The 15,420-nt window shown below is 62.5% G+C and carries 17 protein-coding genes; 10 read left to right on the forward strand and 7 right to left on the reverse strand.

The window, feature by feature from the left end; translation table 11 throughout:
* The first annotated feature begins 66 nt into the window (after positions 1–66).
* The 6 genes from ACSJJT_RS00485 to serA are packed head-to-tail and all read left to right on the forward strand — an operon-like array spanning position 67 to position 6,168.
* The gene (locus ACSJJT_RS00485) at positions 67–1,554 is read left to right on the forward strand and encodes an ABC transporter substrate-binding protein (RefSeq protein ID WP_435916448.1); all 1,488 of its coding nucleotides are present in this window, start codon (positions 67–69) and stop codon (positions 1,552–1,554) included.
* The gene (locus ACSJJT_RS00490; RefSeq protein ID WP_435916449.1) at positions 1,551–2,528 is read left to right on the forward strand and encodes an ABC transporter permease; all 978 of its coding nucleotides are present in this window, start codon (positions 1,551–1,553) and stop codon (positions 2,526–2,528) included. Before ACSJJT_RS00485 ends, ACSJJT_RS00490 begins: the two co-directional genes overlap by 4 nt.
* Positions 2,525–3,337, forward strand: coding sequence for an ABC transporter permease (locus tag ACSJJT_RS00495; protein WP_435916450.1), 813 nt, complete (start codon positions 2,525–2,527; stop codon positions 3,335–3,337). Before ACSJJT_RS00490 ends, ACSJJT_RS00495 begins: the two co-directional genes overlap by 4 nt.
* Positions 3,337–4,149 (forward strand): ABC transporter ATP-binding protein, encoded by an 813-nt coding sequence (locus ACSJJT_RS00500; RefSeq protein ID WP_435916451.1) that lies wholly within the window; start codon positions 3,337–3,339, stop codon positions 4,147–4,149. The genes ACSJJT_RS00495 and ACSJJT_RS00500 overlap by 1 nt, the downstream gene beginning before the upstream one ends.
* Positions 4,146–4,931, forward strand: coding sequence for an ABC transporter ATP-binding protein (locus ACSJJT_RS00505; protein WP_435916452.1), 786 nt, complete (start codon positions 4,146–4,148; stop codon positions 4,929–4,931). Before ACSJJT_RS00500 ends, ACSJJT_RS00505 begins: the two co-directional genes overlap by 4 nt.
* 46 nt (positions 4,932–4,977) lie before the next feature.
* Positions 4,978–6,168, forward strand: a complete 1,191-nt coding sequence (gene serA / locus ACSJJT_RS00510; protein WP_435916453.1) for a phosphoglycerate dehydrogenase — start codon at positions 4,978–4,980, stop codon at positions 6,166–6,168.
* Positions 6,169–6,248: 80 nt separating this feature from the next.
* On the opposite strand, the gene ACSJJT_RS00515 is transcribed toward serA, so the two are convergent.
* Entirely contained in the window at positions 6,249–7,037 is a 789-nt protein-coding gene (locus tag ACSJJT_RS00515; protein WP_435916454.1) for an inositol monophosphatase family protein, read from the reverse strand.
* Positions 7,038–7,117: 80 nt separating this feature from the next.
* Here ACSJJT_RS00515 and ACSJJT_RS00520 point away from each other — a divergent pair, with 80 nt between their 5' ends.
* On the forward strand, positions 7,118–8,635 hold the full coding sequence (locus ACSJJT_RS00520; RefSeq protein ID WP_435916455.1) for a S10 family peptidase: 1,518 nt from the start codon (positions 7,118–7,120) through the stop codon (positions 8,633–8,635).
* An 18-nt stretch (positions 8,636–8,653) separates the two neighbouring features.
* Here ACSJJT_RS00520 and rsgA read toward each other — a convergent pair whose 3' ends face one another.
* From rsgA to ACSJJT_RS00535, 3 genes are read right to left on the reverse strand one after another with little or no spacing between them, the layout of a single operon-like run.
* On the reverse strand, positions 8,654–9,655 hold the full coding sequence (gene rsgA, locus ACSJJT_RS00525) for a ribosome small subunit-dependent GTPase A (protein ID WP_435916456.1): 1,002 nt from the start codon (positions 9,653–9,655) through the stop codon (positions 8,654–8,656).
* Entirely contained in the window at positions 9,656–10,945 is a 1,290-nt protein-coding gene (gene aroA, locus ACSJJT_RS00530; protein WP_435916458.1) for a 3-phosphoshikimate 1-carboxyvinyltransferase, read from the reverse strand.
* A complete protein-coding gene (locus ACSJJT_RS00535; protein ID WP_435916459.1) occupies positions 10,935–11,561 on the reverse strand; it encodes a DoxX family protein in 627 nt (208 codons plus the stop codon). Before ACSJJT_RS00535 ends, aroA begins: the two co-directional genes overlap by 11 nt.
* 226 nt (positions 11,562–11,787) lie before the next feature.
* On the opposite strand from ACSJJT_RS00535, the gene ACSJJT_RS00540 reads away from it, so the two are divergent.
* Both ACSJJT_RS00540 and ACSJJT_RS00545 read left to right on the forward strand, forming a co-directional pair.
* Positions 11,788–12,471, forward strand: a complete 684-nt coding sequence (locus ACSJJT_RS00540; RefSeq protein WP_435916991.1) for a sigma-70 family RNA polymerase sigma factor — start codon at positions 11,788–11,790, stop codon at positions 12,469–12,471.
* Positions 12,468–12,719 (forward strand): zf-HC2 domain-containing protein, encoded by a 252-nt coding sequence (locus ACSJJT_RS00545; RefSeq protein WP_435916460.1) that lies wholly within the window; start codon positions 12,468–12,470, stop codon positions 12,717–12,719. The genes ACSJJT_RS00540 and ACSJJT_RS00545 overlap by 4 nt, the downstream gene beginning before the upstream one ends.
* Positions 12,720–12,805: 86 nt before the next feature.
* On the opposite strand, the gene ACSJJT_RS00550 is transcribed toward ACSJJT_RS00545, so the two are convergent.
* Positions 12,806–12,880, reverse strand: coding sequence for a 50S ribosomal protein bL37 (locus ACSJJT_RS00550; protein ID WP_369797015.1), 75 nt, complete (start codon positions 12,878–12,880; stop codon positions 12,806–12,808).
* A 180-nt stretch (positions 12,881–13,060) separates the two neighbouring features.
* Between ACSJJT_RS00550 and ACSJJT_RS00555 the strand changes: the two genes are divergently transcribed.
* A complete protein-coding gene (locus ACSJJT_RS00555) occupies positions 13,061–14,536 on the forward strand; it encodes a sensor histidine kinase (protein ID WP_435916461.1) in 1,476 nt (491 codons plus the stop codon).
* Positions 14,537–14,604: 68 nt separating this feature from the next.
* Here the strand turns inward: ACSJJT_RS00555 and ACSJJT_RS00560 are convergent, their stop codons facing one another.
* Both ACSJJT_RS00560 and ACSJJT_RS00565 read right to left on the reverse strand, forming a co-directional pair.
* A complete protein-coding gene (locus ACSJJT_RS00560; protein ID WP_435916462.1) occupies positions 14,605–14,856 on the reverse strand; it encodes a WhiB family transcriptional regulator in 252 nt (83 codons plus the stop codon).
* Positions 14,857–15,201: 345 nt separating this feature from the next.
* Complete coding sequence (locus ACSJJT_RS00565; protein WP_435916463.1) at positions 15,202–15,378, reverse strand: DUF6104 family protein; 177 nt, start codon at positions 15,376–15,378, stop codon at positions 15,202–15,204.
* Positions 15,379–15,420: the final 42 nt, after the last annotated feature.

The following is a 15,420-nucleotide window of genomic DNA, read 5'->3' on the forward strand; positions in this document are numbered from 1 at the left end:
GTATGAATCCGGGGTCGGTTATGCTAACCCGCAGGGTGCTGAACCCGAGGGGAGCGTGACCATACGATGCGAGGTCAGTTGAAAGCTGCGGGGCTTGCCGTGGCAGTGGCTCTGTCGACCACCGGAATCGCCGGTTGCCAGTCCGCCGAAGAGGGAGTTCTCACCATTGGGGCGACGGCTGCTCCTCCGACACTGGACCTGGTGTCGAATGCCGCCGCAGCGATCCCACAGGTCCTCCTCTACAACGTGTATGAAACCCTCGTCCGCATTGACGACTCGGGCAAGCTCGTCGGTCTGTTGGCCAAGTCGTGGCAGCTGTCCGAGGATGGACTTCACCTCACCTTCCGCCTCGATCCATCAGCGCGCTTCGCGTCCGGGACCGCGGTGAACTCAGCGGCGGTGAAGTCCTCCCTGGAACGGATGAGGGCCGAGTCCGCCAGCCCCGTCAACCAGGCGAACCTGTCGGCAATCAAGGCCATCCGTACCCCCGACGACGACACGGTCGTCCTCGACCTGTCCCATCGCGACAATTTCCTGCTGTTCAACCTCGCAAGCACATCGGGTGTCGTCATCGATCCCGCCACCAAGGACCTGGCCACCCGGCCACAGGGATCTGGGCCCTACGTCGTCACCGAGTTCACACCGGGTCACTCGGTGACCTTGTCGCCGTCCCCTCGCCCGTGGCACGAGGGGGGACGTCCCACCGTTCGTTTCTCGTACTACTCGGACCCGACCTCGCAGACGGCCGCCCTGCTGTCGGGAGATCTCGACGTCGTCTCCGATCTGACGACACCTCAGGCGCTCTCCCGCTTCACCGGCAACCCGGACTACCGGGTACTGCGGGGATCCACGAACGGCGAGGTCGTGCTGGGCATGAACAACACCTCCAAGCCGCTGTCAGACCGACGCGTCCGACAGGCCATCCTCATGGCGATCGACCGCAAGGGATTGCTCGATGTCGTGTGGAATGGCCAAGGAACACTCATCGGTTCGATGGTCCCACCTACCGACCCTTGGTACACTGATCTGTCCCACACCTGGCCCTATGACCCAGCACGGGCGCGCAAGCTTCTCGCTGAGGCCGGATACCCCAATGGGCTGACTCTCAGGTTGCGGGCCGCAGCCCTGCCCTACGCGACGGCAGCATCCCGGGTGATTGCCTCCGACCTGGCCCAGGTCGGCATCACCGTCGACAACGACGAGCTGGAATTCCCGGCTCGCTGGCTTGACGTCGTCTACACCCATGCTGATTACGATCTGACGATCGTCGCCCACGTGGAGGCTCGCGACATCGTCAACTGGGCCAACCCCGACTACTACTGGCGCTACCGCAACAAGGAATTCAACCGTCTCATCGACTCCGCCCGGACCGGCCCAGCCGACCGCACCAACGACACCATGATGCAGGCCAGCCGGATCCTGGCGAATGATGCTGCTGGGGGGTTCCTCTTCCTGATGCCAAAGATCACCATCAGCAAGGCTGACATCAGCGGACTTCAACGCAACACCACCTCAATGAGCTTTGACCTCACCAATGTCAGGAGGTCGAGGTGACCTTCCTCAAACGTGTCCTCCTCCCATTGGGGGAGTTGCTGGTGTGGTTGCTGGTTGCATCCTTGGTCGTCTTTGCCCTGCTCAGCTTGCTCCCCGGTGACGTCGCCCAGGTGATTCTGGGAGCCAACGCGGACCCGAAGGCTGCGGCAGCCGTCCGCACCCGATTGGGCCTGGACCTTCCTTGGCCCCAGCGTTATTGGGATTGGATCAGCTCTTTGATCAAGGGAGACTTGGGTACCTCGATCGTGTCGGCCGAACCGATCGGGCCGCAGATCACCTCACGCCTGGCGGTGACGGGTTGGCTGGTGGGGCTGGCCCTGCTGTTGGCTCTCCTGGTCTGCCTGCCGATGGGCGCCTATGCAGCTGTCCATCGTCGGGAGGGTCGCGGATTCGCCGCCTCGGCACTGTCCCAGATCCTCATGAGCATCCCAGCGTTCCTCGCCGGAATCCTTCTCATCCTGCTGTTCTCGGTGACCCTTGGATGGCTGCCTGCTGGCGGGTATGTCCCGCTGCACGAGGATGTCGGAGAATGGGCAGCACACCTCGTCCTTCCTGTGTTGTCCCTGTCCATTGTCCAGGCTGCGGTCATGACACGTTACGTACGCAGCGCCTTCATCGACGTTCTCGCTGACGATCACCTGCGCACCGCACGCGCTGCCGGCTGGCGGCTGTGGCCCGCGCTTCATCGTCACGGATTGCGTAATGCTTCGATCAGCCTGGCCACCGTCCTCGGTCTGCAGGCAAGCGCAATGCTCGTGGGAGCGATCGTCGTTGAAGAGGTCTTCGTCATCCCAGGTTTGGGGTCCTATCTCCTCGATGCCGTCAGTACCCGCGATCTTCTCGTCGTCAGCGACGTCGTCATGGTCATCGTGGCCCTCGTACTGCTCATCTCCTACCTCACGGATCTTGTCATCGTGGCCCTTGATCCTCGGCTGCGTACCAGTGCCGCTTCCAGACAGGAGGACCGCTCATGAAGAGGGCAAGTCTGGTCATTGGGTGTGTTCTGGTCGGCGTGGTCGTCCTCGCCGGAGTCACCTCCGCGGTGTGGACACCATATGATCCCAATCTCGTCGTTCCGGCAGATCGTCTTCTGGGGCCCAGCAGCCAGCATTGGCTTGGCACTGACGGGTTCGGCTCTGACATTGCATCCCGGATGCTCGTGGGCGCCCGTACCTGCCTGCTCGTCGGTGTGGTGTCAGTACTCATCGCTGCCGGAATCGGAGTGCCGTGGGGGGTGACATCTGCCATGCTTGCCCGGCCTTGGTCCATGATCGTGGGACGAGCTGCCGATCTGCTGTATGCGTTCCCAGCCTTGTTGCTGGCCATCATTTTTGCCGCGGCGGTGGGTGGATCAACCCTGACCGGCATGGTGGCCATCGGCGTCTCGACGGTTCCGGTATTCGCGCGAATCACGAGAACGGCCAGTCGGCAGGTCCTTGCCCAGGATTACGTCGTCGCGGCCCGCAGCTCAGGAATGTCATGGCACTCCGTCGCCTACAACCACGTGCTGCCCAACATTGCTCCACTGATCGGCGTGCAGGCCTCGGTGTCCTATGGCACCGCGATCCTGGCAGAGGCAGCGCTGAGTTATCTCGGTCTGGCCACTCCGGCAACCGTTGCCACCTGGGGACGAATGTTGCGTGATTCCCAAGTGTATCTTTTCGACAACCCCTGGCTAACCGTGGCGCCGGCGTTGGCGATCGCCGGAGTCGTCATGGGCTTCACGCTCCTGGGAGACGGTTTGCGCGATTTCCTTGATCCGAGATTGCGGGAGGTCCGCTGATGGCACTTCTGGAAGTCAACGATCTCGTTGTCGATTTCGGACGGCACCGTCGGGTCGCGGTCGATCATGTCAGCTGGTCCCTGGATCCCGGTGAGCGCCTTGGCCTCATCGGTGAGTCCGGATCGGGGAAGTCCGTCACTGCCCTGGCGATCATGGGCCTGCTTCCTGGAAACGCCCACGTCTCGGGTTCCATCCGTTGGAGGGGCGAGGAGATCATCGGGGCCAGCGATCGAGCTATGTCCGCATTGCGAGGCAGCAGCATCGGGATGGTGTTCCAAGAACCCATGACAGCACTCGACCCGACGATGAAGGTCGGAAGGCAGGTTGGCGAGGTTCCCCTGCTGCACCATGCCATCGCGCGAGGCCGGGCTCATGATCGAGTCATGGAGATGCTGGAACAAGTTGGCATTGAGGACCCGGCCCGAGTGGCCAACTCCTACCCACACCAACTCTCCGGTGGCCAGCGTCAGAGAGTCCTGCTTGCCATGGCCCTGGTCAACTCCCCGGACCTGCTCATCTGCGACGAACCGACGACAGCCCTTGACGTGACGGTGCAGGCACAGGTACTCACAACGATTGACGAGGTGCTTGACTCAGTGGGCGCGGCCTGTTTGTTCATCACTCACGACCTTGCGGTGGTGTCCCACGTCTGCCACGACCTCATCGTCATGACCTCGGGCCGGATCGTCGAAACCGGCCCGGCCCGCACAGTGCTGTCCGAACCAGCTCATACCTACACCCGACGGCTACTGCGAGCCGCCCGACTCGACCTTGTCGAGCCCGGGGCAGCGATCGTGTTGGAGGATTCATGACCACTCAGATCGAGGTTGAGGACCTGCATCTTCATCTGGGGCCGCGTGGCGCCGGGGTTGACGCTCTGGGCGGGGTCTCCCTGCACATCGACGAGGGGGAACGGCTCGGTCTGGTGGGGGAGTCCGGATCAGGGAAGTCCACCCTGCTGAAAGTCATGATGGCCTTGCGGCGGCCGGATTCTGGCTCCGTCCGCTTCCGGGGACGATCCTTGGACGATACCGACGCGGTACGTGATTTGCGTCGGTCGGCCTCGATGGTGTTCCAGGACCCGCGGTCCTCCCTGGATCCGCGTATGAACATCGGTCGAGCGATCACTGAGCCACTGCGGTCCCCGGTCGCGCGCAAGATGACCCGCCAGGAACGAAAGGACCGGCTGACGAAGGCCATGATTGACGTCGGACTGGATCCCGAGTCCGCCAGCCGTTTTCCCCATGAGTTCTCTGGTGGTCAGCGTCAGCGTATTGCCATTGCCAGGGCCTTGGTCACTGAGCCCGCCGTCCTGCTGGCCGATGAACCGGTGTCGGCGCTCGACGTGTCGGTGCGTGCCCAGGTGCTCAACCTGCTGAATGACTTGGTGCGTCGACGAGGACTGACGATGGTCTTCGTTTCTCACGATCTGGCCGTGGTGCGTCATCTGTGCGACACCGTGGCTGTCATGAGCGCTGGACGCATTGTCGAAAGAGGCCCTCTTTCTGACGTCTACCGCGATCCGCACCACGAAGTCACCCAGGAATTGTTGGCAGCGATTCCTCGGATCCGTGTGGGCGATTCCACCCACTGAGACGGGCTCGGCACGTCGACCCTGCTGTCTCCATAGACTGATCGCCATGAAGGCGCTCCTGCTTGAGAACATCCACGATGAAGCCGTTCGAACCTTGAAACAGGCCGGTTATGAGGTCGAGCGGGTGAGTGAGGCCCTCGACGAGGACGACCTCATCAGCGCTCTCGACGGAGTTGATCTGTTGGGTATCAGGTCGCGGACTCGCGTCAGCGGTCGGGTCGTCGAGGCGTGTGGTGACACTCTCACTGCTGTGGGAGCTTTCTGCATTGGCACGAACCAGATGGATCTGGCCACCATGGCCCAGGTTGGTGTTCCGGCTTTCAACGCCCCTTATTCCAATACCCGATCAGTTGTTGAACTGGTGATGGCGGAGATCACTGCGTTGGCCCGTCGTCTTGGTGATCGCAACACCCAGATGCACAACGGGGTGTGGCGCAAGTCCGCCATTGGGTCCCACGAGATCCGCGGTCGTCGTCTCGGCATCATCGGATACGGAAACATCGGCCAGCAGCTGTCCGTGGTGGCCGAAGCGATGGGCATGCAGGTCTTCTTCTACGACATTGCTGACGTCCTGCCCATGGGAAACGCCCACAAGTGTGAATCCATGGAAGAGCTGCTGGGCAGTGTTGAGACGGTGTCCTTGCACGTTGATGGACGCCCGAGCAACGACAACCTCATTGGAGCGCGGGAGTTTTCCATGATGAGGCCGCGCTCGTTGTTCCTCAACCTTTCTCGCGGCAAGGTCGTCGACATTGATGCTTTGGTTGACAATCTGCGTACCGGACACATCGCAGGTGCAGGAATCGACGTCTACCCTGAGGAACCCGCCTCGGGCAAGGAGCCGTTCATGTCCCCATTGCGTGAGCTGGACAATGTGATCCTCACTCCGCACATTGGTGGCTCCACCCAAGAGGCCCAGGTCGACATCGGTCGTTACGTCGCCGGGAAGCTCATTGATTACGTCGAAAATGGCGCAACCGGGATGAGCGTCAATATTCCCGAAATCACTCCGTCTCCGCGTACTGGCGCCCGTATCGGTCATCTTCATCGCAATATCCCCGGTGTGATGGCCACGCTCAACCGACTCGTCGCCGACCAGGGAGGCAACGTCACGTATCAGGCGCTGGCCACCAAGGGGGAGCTCGGCTATTGCGTCCTCGACATTGCCGAAACTGACGGCGAGTTGTTGGCCAATGTCACCGATCTCGAGGGGACGATTCGCGCCAGAATCCTCTGATCCCAACGACACAAGACAGCAGGAGGCGATGATCACCCGTCCGCTCCCTTACCAACGGGTCTGAGGTTGACGGCGGAGCCTCAATCCTCAGGCCTGACCAAGCCCAAGGCCTCGTCGTGAAGGAATCCGTTGGACGCCATGGCATTTCCTGACCAAGGGCCCTCCCTGCCATCGAGGCCAGTGAACTTGCCGCCGGCCTCGGTGACGATGACGTCAAGGGCGGCCATGTCGTGCAGTCCCAACTCCGGTTCGCATGCCAGGTCGACGACTCCCTCGGCCACCATCATGTACGACCAGAAATCACCGAAGGCGCGGGTACGCCACACCGATCTCATGAGCTCGCCGAAACCTCGACCGCGTCCACTTTCCACCCATCCGTGGAGGGAGGAGTAGGACAGGAAGGCGTCGTCAAGGTTGCGCACATTGGACACGTGAATGGGTGTTGCCGAGGCAAGTGACTTGCCGGTCCACGCCCCGGAACCCCTGGCGGCCCACCAGCGTCGTTTCAGGGCTGGAGCCGACACGACGGACGCGACGACCTGGTCCTCGACGCTGAGGGCAATAAGGGTGGCCCATACTGGAACTCCGCGTAGGAAATTCGCGGTGCCGTCGATCGGATCGATGATCCAGCGACGCGGGCCCTCGCCGGTGTCGGCCCGTTCCTCGCCATGTACGGCGTCTCGGGAGCGCATCCGCGACAAGGTGCGACGTACCGAATCCTCAACGGCCAGATCTGCGTCGGTCACTTCGGAACGATCGGGCTTGGTCGAGACCGTCAGGTCCCGGGCGCCGAATCGAGACGTCGTCAAGGAGTCGGCATCGTCAGCGAGAATGTGTGCCAAGCGGAGGTCATCGGTGTGATCGGCCATGTCCTCACCCTACTGGTGTGCGCGGCATCGAGGACACCGAAACTCAGGAGGTTTGCGATCGACAGTCCTAGGCTGAGGTCATGACGACAGATGAAACCTCCACCAAGGGCCCAGAGACACCCGCTCCGACTGATGACCTGGTGACGACTCACCACACCATCTCCACGGTTGACGGTGACCTCAGCTACACCGCAACCACCGGACGCATCGTCCTGGGCAGCGAGAAGATCGTCAACAATGCCTTCACCGCTCACACGCCGCTGGCTCTCATGGGAGTGACGGCCTACACCTTGGACGACATCGATCCCACCACGCGACCGTTGACATTCGTGTTCAATGGTGGCCCGGGATCCTCCTCGGTGTGGTTGCACATGGGCCTGGTTGGACCCCGCGTCGTTGATCCGGGGACCCCTGAGGACCCGGCCACCCCGCCGTTCCACCTCATGGACAACGAGCACACACTACTTCGGGAGACCGACCTCGTCGTCATTGATGCGATGTCGACCGGATACTCCCGAGTTGTTGACGGCGAGGACCCCACTCAGTGGCACGGCTGGAGCAAGGACGTCGAGCTCGTCAGTGAGCTCATCCGACTGTGGGTCACCCGTCATGGCAGGTGGGCAAGCCCGCTCTACCTGTTGGGAGAGTCCTACGGAACTGTCCGGGCCGTGAGTGTTGCGCAGCGCCTGCAGGACACCTTCTCGATGTACCTCAACGGCATCATCCTCGTCTCTTCCGTGCTCGACTTCGGTAACCAGGACTTCGAGGACCTCACCTGGGATCGCGCCTGCGTTGACTTCCTTCCAACTTATGCCGCCGTCGCCCACTACCACGGCCACAACGCTGATCGCAGCCTTGAAGACGTGCTCGCAGAGGCCGAGGAATTCGCCGTCGGTCCCTACCGTCAGGCTCTCGCCGCCGGTCATCGCCTTGACCGTGCGGAGAGGGGTCAGGTCACGGAGACCATGTCCCGGCTCACCGGTCTGAACGGCGGCTACATCGAACGTGCCGACCTGCGTGTCGAACACATGCGCTTCTGCACCGAGCTGCTGCGTGGCGAGGGCAAGGTTGTCGGCCGTATCGACGGCCGCTACAAGGGTGCGTTGCCGAAGCGAACCGACGAGATTGCCGACACCGACCCGAGTGGCGACGACACCGGGGCAGCCTTCGTCCATGGCTTCCAACACTACCTGCGCAGCGAGCTCGGGGTGACCACCGAGTCCCAGTACAACCTGGGCCTGCCGCTGTACAAGAACTGGAATTACAAGGAGTTTCAGGGCCGTCCGGTCAACGTCACCGACAAGCTGGAACGGGTCATGCGAGCTCAGAAGGGCCTGCACATGCGCGTCGAATACGCCCACTACGACCTGGCCACCCCGTATTTTGCGGCTCGCGACACCATCAACCATCTCAAGCTCGACGACGATGCCTTCGATCGCATCGAGGAGGCCTTCTTCGACACCGGTCACATGCCGTACATTGGCTGTCGTGATGAAGAAGCCGACGGGATCGCAACCTTCATCCGTCGTACCAGCGGACGTCTTGCCATCGAGGTGCTTGAGGAGAACGCCGAGGACAACCGGGATGACAGCAAGTGAATGACGCTGCTGCCCTGCTCAGCGCGGGGCGGTAGCGCTCAACAGGCGTCGCAGTGAGTCCACCCGGGACTGCCGCACCCTTCCCGTGGCGAGGGCCTCGTCAATGGCGCACCCGGGACTGTCGTCACTGTGGCGGCACCCGCGTGGGCACTCGACGGCAACCTCGTCGAGTTCCTGGAAACTGGCGAGGATGTCATCGGGCTCGACGTGGGACAGGCCAAAGGACCGCACCCCAGGGGTGTCGATGATCCAGCCGCCCTGGGGCAGCGGGATCGCTTCCGCGCTGGTGGAGGTGTGGCGGCCACGCCCGGTGACGTCGTTGACGTGGCCCGTGACCCGATGGACGCCGGGAACCACAGCATTGATGAGCGTTGATTTTCCGACTCCGGAATGGCCGACGAGTACGCTGATCCTGCCGTCCAGCAGCTCGTGAAGATCCTTCAGATCGCTACCTGGGCGGCTGGTCACGACCGGAATCCCCAAGTCGCAGTAGAGCGCCACGAAGTCATCCCCCGGCGCCAGATCAGCCTTGGTCAGGCAGATGACGGGGGAAACCCCGGAGGCGTGGGCAGCCACCAGAATACGGTCGATCATCCCGGGACGCGGTGGGGGATCGGCGAGGGCGGTGACGATGACCACCTGATTGGCATTGGCAACGATGGGACGCTCATGCGGATCGGTGTCGTCGGCCGTGCGACGCAGGACGGTGGCACGTTCCTCGGTGTGGACGATTCTGGCCAACGTCCCCTCGCCACCCGACACGTCGCCGTCAAGACGCACTTTGTCCCCGACGATGACTGACTTGCGGCCAAGTTGTCGTGCCTTGGCAGCGATGACCTCACTGTCGTCATCGAGACGGCAGCGGTATCGGCCTCTGTCGATGGTGATGACGGTCCCGATGGGCAACGAGGAGTGATCCGGGCGTTGCTTGGTTCGCGGCTTGGTGCGGCGACGTGGTCGGTCGTAGGAGGACCAGTCGCTGGTGTCGATTCCCGAGGAGGCCAGACGTCGTGGTGACACTCAGCTCTCCTTGACGAGGTCAGCCCACATCTGTGGGAACTGCGGCATGGTCTTGGCCGTGCACGTGATGTCGTCGAGCTCGATCCTGTTGACGGCCAGGCCCAGAAGGGCACCGGCATGGGCCATCCGGTGATCGGCGTAGCACCGGATCAACCCGCCATTGAGGGAGTCGGCACCGTGACCGTCGATCTGCAGACCGTCCTCGGTCTGTTGGACGGTGACGCCGATCCTGGACAATTCATGCTCGAGGGCGGCAAGGCGATCGGTTTCGTGGCCGCGAATGTGTGCGACCCCACGAATACGCGACGGCCCCTGGGCAAGGGACGCAACAGCAGCCACAACGGGGGTGAGCTCGCTCGCTTCATGCAGGTCGACGTCGATCGGTTGGAGGGCTTGCCATCCGGGGGATTCCAGTGTCATCGAGCCTTCGGAATGAGTCGCTGTGGCTCCCATCATCGTGGCGATCTGGATGAACTGTGCCCCGGGTTGGGCGCTGGATGCAGGCCATGCCTGCACCGTCACGAATCCGCCAGCGACCAGGGACGCGGCGAGGAAGACGGCGGCATTGGTGAGGTCTGGCTCGATGACGTGGTCAAGGGCGTGAATCGGGCCGGGCCGCACCACCCAGTGGCAGAGCTCGTCACTGGTCACCGTGACGCCACGATCCGCCAGCATCTCGCAGGTCATGGCGATGTGGGGAGCTGACGGCACAGACGTCCCGTCGTGATGAAGATCAATACCACGTGGGAAGCGAGCCGCGGCTAACAACAAGGCCGAGATGAACTGGCTCGACGTCGAGGAATCGATCGTCACCTCGGGGCCACCCAGACGGTCAGGAGCTGTCATGGCGAATGGCAGCTGGTTGGAATCAACTGTCACACCGAGCTGGCGCAACCCGTCGAGAACGGGGCCGATCGGACGTCGGCAAGCCTGCGTGTCACCGACGAAACGGGTCTTGCCGGGGACAAGTGCGGCAACCCCCGGGAGGAACCTCATGACGGTGCCGGCGAGGCCGCAGTCAATCAGACCGGCAGAATGCGCCAGGCCGGGCATGACTCGAACCGAGGACGGGCCGACTGGCTGGATGTCAGCACCGAGGCGCTGCAGCCCGGCGGTCATGAGGGCAGAGTCACGCGAGGTGAGGACACCGTCAAGGACGCTGGGTCCGTCACCGAGTGCAGCGAGAACAAGGGCGCGGTTCGTCTGGGACTTGGATCCCGGGACGACGACACGCCCCGCGAGACGATGGTCGACTCGCGGGGCGGTCCAGCGGTGCTGGTCAGTCAGCAATCTTCTTCTGAGCCTTCTTGGCCTTTTTCTGCGCCTTGACAGCTTCCTTCTGAGCTCTTTCCTGGGCCTTCTTGAGCTTCTTGCGGGCCGACTTCGACAAGTCGTCGACGGAGGAGCTGACGGCCTTGCGCTGGTCGCTGGCAGCAGACGAGACCCGACGCTGGGTGTCAGCAGCGCGCCAAGCCAGGCTGGGACGACCGGCGGTGTCGCGGGAGGCCATCATGGCCCCACCCAGAAGAGCGACGTTACGCAGCAGGACCGAACGGGCCGCGGCGCGCTCGTCCTTCGGCAAGGACTTGTCAGGAATGGAAGCGAGCACATGCGGAATCATCGTGGTGGCGACAACTCCGGCACCGACACGACGGGCGAGACCCGTCGCCATTCCAAGACCGCCACAAGCCTGGGCAGCGCCGGTGATGCGAACCAAGATCTTGGTGTCCTCAGGGATGTACGCGCCGACAGATGCCGGCAGTGCGCGCTGTACCAGAGGAAGGAGACGGTCGGCAACCGGCTCGGCATCCTCCACGAAGGAATCGGGCTTCATCGCGGAGTTCGTCCCCTTGACGATGAAGTAACTGGCGAACATGGTTCGGCCCAAGCCTCGGATGATACTCATGAATACATGTCTACCGCGCCAACGGCCACCGCGGTAGCCGGATGGGCAATATTTTCGTCAGATGAACACGTGCCGTGGGAATAGATCAACCTTTGTGATGTGTTGACCGGACATGAACGCTGTCCTCACCACGCGATGTACCGGGCGGAGCCGTCGCCCCTCCGATCGTCATCGGCGCTGTGCATTAAGCTGGACAGCGATGACCACAGGAGAGCCCAAATCCATGATGAATCGCCGCGGGGACGCGTCGAGCACCATGGATGTCACCAAGGAAACCGAGGCTGAAAGGGCCGAGCGGTTCGAACGTGATGCCCTCGAGTATCTTGATCAGCTCTACGGCGCCGCGCTGCGAATGACCCGTAACGCGGCTGACGCCGAGGACGTCGTCCAGGAGACCTATGCGAAGGCATTCGTGTCATTCCGTCAGTTCCGCCCAGGGACCAATCTCAAGGCTTGGCTCTACCGCATCCTGACGAACACCTACATCAATTCGTACCGAAAGGCCCAGCGCCGACCGCAGACCTCCGACGATGAGGACGTCGAGGACTGGCAGATCGCGCGGGCTGCATCCCATGACAGCAACGGACTTCGATCCGCCGAGTTGGAAGCCTTGGACGGGCTGCCCGACCAGCAGATCCTTGATGCTCTTGACGGGCTGTCCGACGAGTTCCGACAGGTTGTGCTGTTGGCCGACGTCGAGGGATTCGCCTACAAGGAAATCGCCGAGATCATGGGTACGCCCATCGGTACGGTGATGAGCCGGCTCAACCGCGCCCGCAAGCAGCTGCGCACGCAGCTGGTTGACGTCGCAGGTGCGCGAGGGATTGGCCCTCACGCCGGTCAGGTCGACGAGGAGTATCTCGGCCGTCCGGAGTTGGCCCGTGTGGCAGGAAAAGAGGGACCACGATGACACAGCCCCTCGGTGACGAGGAATCCTGTTACTGGGTCATTGACCACCTCCAGGATTTCCTGCACGGTGAGATGAGTGCGCAGGACGCCGACGCGTTCCGCCGTCACATCGTGGCTTGCGAGAGCTGCATGGACGAGGCGGACATGGAGGCAGCCGTGTCCCGTGCCCTCAAGCGATGCAATCGCACTGTTGCTGCGCCGATGCAGTTGCGCAGCCGTGTCGTGCACATGCACGTGGCATATCGCTGACAGTCCTGACACCGCCCACCGGGGCCGAAGCATGTACAAAAGACCCCCGTCCATATGGACGGGGGTCTCGTCAGCCCACAAAAAACTCAGGCGTTGGGACGCTTACCGTGGTTGGCGCCCTTCTTGCGACGCGCACGACGCTTACGACCAGTCTTGCCCATGGCGCTCTCCTTCCTGAGGGGTCACAAACCTCCCTACTGATGAAGGAGGGTCCGCGCGGATGCGCGGCAACGACGACTAATTCTGCCGTATCGGGTGGGCGTGCCCCAAATCGAGACGCACATTCGTCGACAACAGGCGCCGGGTGGAGATCGCTCGATCCTGGTCACTAGAGTGACGGCATGCCTGCCATCAATCGCTTGGTCGCCGACCGGACCAGCCTCGCTGCTGCCGACATCACATGGCTCGAGGAACTCGTCGACGACTGGCAGATGTTGGCCGACACGTCCTTTTCCGATCTTATCCTCTGGGTTCCCGACAAGGACCCCAATGTTTTCTGGGCCGCGGCCCAAGTCCGTCCCGACACCGGCCCGACCGCCCTGGAGGACGACGTCGTCGGCGAGTCGGTCTCCTACGACGACGAGAGCCTCGTCACCGAGGCGTTCATGAGCGCCGAGATGTGCGAGACCAGCGACAACAAGCTGTCGGCGGGTATTCCTGTGGACGTCTGGGCGATTCCCGTCATTCGTCATGACGATGTCATCGCCGTGGTCGAAAGACACACCAACCAGATGGGGGTGCGAGCTCCCGGCAGCACCGAGGACAATTACCTCGAAATCGCCGACATCCTGTCCGAGATGCTTCACCATGGTCGGTTCCCGCTCTTTCCGGACTCTGACCGGGCACTGGCTCCGAAGGTGACCGACGGCGTCATCAGGGTCGCGTCGACGGGAATGGTAACCTTTGCCAGCCCGAATGCCCTGTCGGCCTTCCGCCGCCTGGGCCTGGCAGGAGACCTGGACGGCGAGTACTTCATTCCGACGGTTCGGGACCTGTGCCCCAAGGTGCGCGAGGTCGGGCAGTCCCTCACCCTCGATCTGGAAGGCAGGTGGCTTTCCGAGACCGATGTCGAGAACTCCGAGGCGACCTTGCGTGCCCGCGTCATTCCCCTGCAGACCTGGCTGGATGACGTCGAGGTCTCGGCAGGAACGATGATTCTCATCCGCGATCTCACCGAGTTGCGGGACCGAGATCGTCAGCTCGTCACCAAGGACGCCACGATCCGTGAGATCCATCACCGGGTCAAGAACAACCTGCAGACTGTGGCAGCTCTGCTGCGTCTGCAGTCGCGACGGATCAGGAATCCGGACGCCAAGGAAGCTCTCCAACTGGCCATGGGACGAGTCTCGGCCATCGCCGTGGTGCACGAGATCCTGTCACAGAACTTCGAGGAGCAGGTTGCCTTCGACGAGGTCGCCGATCGCATCCTCCACATGGTCGGGGACGTCGCAGCATCATCAGGATCTGTGGTGGCGCGGCGCGAGGGGACCTTCGGCAGTGTTCCTGCCGAGGCTGCCACAGCATTGTCACTGGCGACGACGGAGCTGTGCCAGAATGCCATTGAGCACAGCCTGGCCTCCTCATCGGGAAACGTCATCGTGCGTCCTCACCGCACCGAAGACTCGCTGGTCGTCGACATCGTCAACGACGGAAAGCCTCTACCGGAGGGGTTCGTGCTCGACCGGCACCGAAGCTCCTTGGGCCTGTCCATCGTCACGACATTGGTCCAGGACCTCGGTGGAACCTTCACCCTCGAGAACAATCCTGACGGCGTGGGGACCTGCGCCAAACTCGTGATCCCGCTTGACCGGTTGTGAGTCTGAGACGCGACCGTCGGTCGGCCCGGGATGGATTCGAATCATTCTGGGCTGCTGTCCGACCTGCGTCAGGACCGACGAACACGCGAGCGGGACTGACGACGCTTGATGGCGCGCCTCTCATCCTCGCTCATGCCGCCCCACACACCGTGATCCTGGCCGGCTTCCAGAGCCCAGGCCAGGCACTCGGTGCGAACCTCGCAGCGGGCACAGACCTTCTTGGCCTCCTCGATCTGGGCAAGGGCCGGGCCGGTGTTCCCAATCGGGAAGAACAGCTCGGGATCCTCAGTCAGGCAGGCAGCCCTGTGGCGCCAGTCCATGCCTCTTCGACTCCTTCTCCCCAGCGCAACCCGGGGCACGTGTGATATGCGGGTGGATGACCCGTCATGCCGTACGACCGACGAGCGACCGTGCGGCGGGCAACCATCAAAGTTTGGCAACCGTCGAATGTTCTGGCAAGAGCATCCACCGAAGGACGAACATCCTCCCACGAATTATCCGGACACGATGAACGTTAATCCGGGAGATGACGCTTCGAGGAGTTCGCGGCCAGTTCGATTATGATACGTCGCCGGTCCACCCGTGCAGGAGCAAAACAATGATTCCCTCAGGCGAGCAGGAGTCATGATCGCCAACGGTCTGCTTCACGTCGTTGCCCTGGTGTCTCAGTCGTCCTCGTCGTCGAGTCGGGCGAGGAAGGTGGCCAGACGCTCAACGGGGACTTCAAACTCTGGGTTGAGGTCGACGAAGTGACGTAGCTCGTCGGCCAGCCACGCGAAGGTGATGTCCTCGTCTCCGCGACGATCCTCCAGTTCCTCAATGCCCCTGTCGGTGAAATACATGGGCACAATGATGCACCACGGCGCCACCCATTGTGGGATGGC

Source organism: Cutibacterium nasicola, from assembly GCF_051303185.1.
In the GTDB taxonomy this organism is placed as follows: Bacteria; Actinomycetota; Actinomycetes; order Propionibacteriales; family Propionibacteriaceae; genus Cutibacterium.

Excerpts from the sequence above, each read along its gene's own strand:
- ACSJJT_RS00485 (WP_435916448.1), top strand. The coding sequence starts at position 67 with ATGCGAGGTCAGTTGAAAGCTGCGGGGCTTGCCGTGGCAGTGGCTCTG.
- ACSJJT_RS00495 (WP_435916450.1), top strand. The coding sequence starts at position 2,525 with ATGAAGAGGGCAAGTCTGGTCATTGGGTGTGTTCTGGTCGGCGTGGTC.
- ACSJJT_RS00500 (WP_435916451.1), top strand. The coding sequence starts at position 3,337 with ATGGCACTTCTGGAAGTCAACGATCTCGTTGTCGATTTCGGACGGCAC.
- ACSJJT_RS00505 (WP_435916452.1), top strand. The coding sequence starts at position 4,146 with ATGACCACTCAGATCGAGGTTGAGGACCTGCATCTTCATCTGGGGCCG.
- serA (WP_435916453.1), top strand. The coding sequence starts at position 4,978 with ATGAAGGCGCTCCTGCTTGAGAACATCCACGATGAAGCCGTTCGAACC.
- ACSJJT_RS00515 (WP_435916454.1), bottom strand. The coding sequence starts at position 7,037 with ATGGCCGATCACACCGATGACCTCCGCTTGGCACACATTCTCGCTGAC.
- ACSJJT_RS00520 (WP_435916455.1), top strand. The coding sequence starts at position 7,118 with ATGACGACAGATGAAACCTCCACCAAGGGCCCAGAGACACCCGCTCCG.
- ACSJJT_RS00535 (WP_435916459.1), bottom strand. The coding sequence starts at position 11,561 with ATGAGTATCATCCGAGGCTTGGGCCGAACCATGTTCGCCAGTTACTTC.
- ACSJJT_RS00540 (WP_435916991.1), top strand. The coding sequence starts at position 11,788 with ATGAATCGCCGCGGGGACGCGTCGAGCACCATGGATGTCACCAAGGAA.
- ACSJJT_RS00545 (WP_435916460.1), top strand. The coding sequence starts at position 12,468 with ATGACACAGCCCCTCGGTGACGAGGAATCCTGTTACTGGGTCATTGAC.
- ACSJJT_RS00555 (WP_435916461.1), top strand. The coding sequence starts at position 13,061 with ATGCCTGCCATCAATCGCTTGGTCGCCGACCGGACCAGCCTCGCTGCT.
- ACSJJT_RS00560 (WP_435916462.1), bottom strand. The coding sequence starts at position 14,856 with ATGGACTGGCGCCACAGGGCTGCCTGCCTGACTGAGGATCCCGAGCTG.
- ACSJJT_RS00565 (WP_435916463.1), bottom strand. The coding sequence starts at position 15,378 with ATGTATTTCACCGACAGGGGCATTGAGGAACTGGAGGATCGTCGCGGA.